The sequence below is a fragment of the Thiohalocapsa halophila genome, assembly GCF_016583825.1.
Lineage (GTDB): Bacteria > Pseudomonadota > Gammaproteobacteria > Chromatiales > Chromatiaceae > Thiohalocapsa > Thiohalocapsa halophila.
On record NZ_NRRV01000258.1, the window covers coordinates 1 to 662 of the forward strand.

General features: G+C 61.9%; 1 protein-coding gene. It reads left to right on the forward strand.

All coding sequences use genetic code 11. The features are described 5' to 3' along the window. Positions 1-662, forward strand: a 662-nt coding sequence (locus CKO31_RS26320; protein WP_200243941.1) for a molybdopterin-dependent oxidoreductase, incomplete at both ends; no start/stop codon positions are given.

Sequence of the window (662 nt, forward strand, 5' to 3'; positions counted from 1 at the left end):
CCCGGGACATGGGCATCGGCGAGCTCAACAACAGCTACGAAGACTCCGAGGTCGCAGACACGCTCATCTACGTCGGCGCCAACCCCTACGAGACGCAGACGAACTACTTCATTGCCCATGCCCTGCCGAACATTTCAGGCGCGACAACCGATAAGAAGAAGCAGTGGTTCGAGGGCGAGACGGCGCTTCCTGCTAAGGTGATCTTCGTCGACCCACGTCGCTCTCCGACGATTACCGTGACAGAGCACGTCGGCGGTTCCGACCGGGTTCTGCACCTGCGCATCAACCCCGGCAGCGATACCGCACTTCTAAACGGCCTACTGACTTATGTCGTCGAGCAGGGCTGGCACGATCCCGACTTCATCGCCGCCCATACAACGGGCTTCGAGGAGGCCCTGGAAGCAAATCGGATGAGCCTCGATCACTGCAGCGAGGCGACCGGCGTCCCGGTCGAAGACATCAAGAAGGCGGCCGAATGGGCGTACAAGCCGAAGGCGTCCGGCCATCGCCCGCGCAGCGCGCACCTCTATGAGAAGGGCATCATCTGGGGCAACGACAACTACAGGATTCAGTCGGCCTTGGTGGATCTCGTGCTTGCCACGCATAATGTCGGGCGGCGCGGGACCGGCGTCTGCCGTCTGGGAGGGCATCAGGAAGGGTAC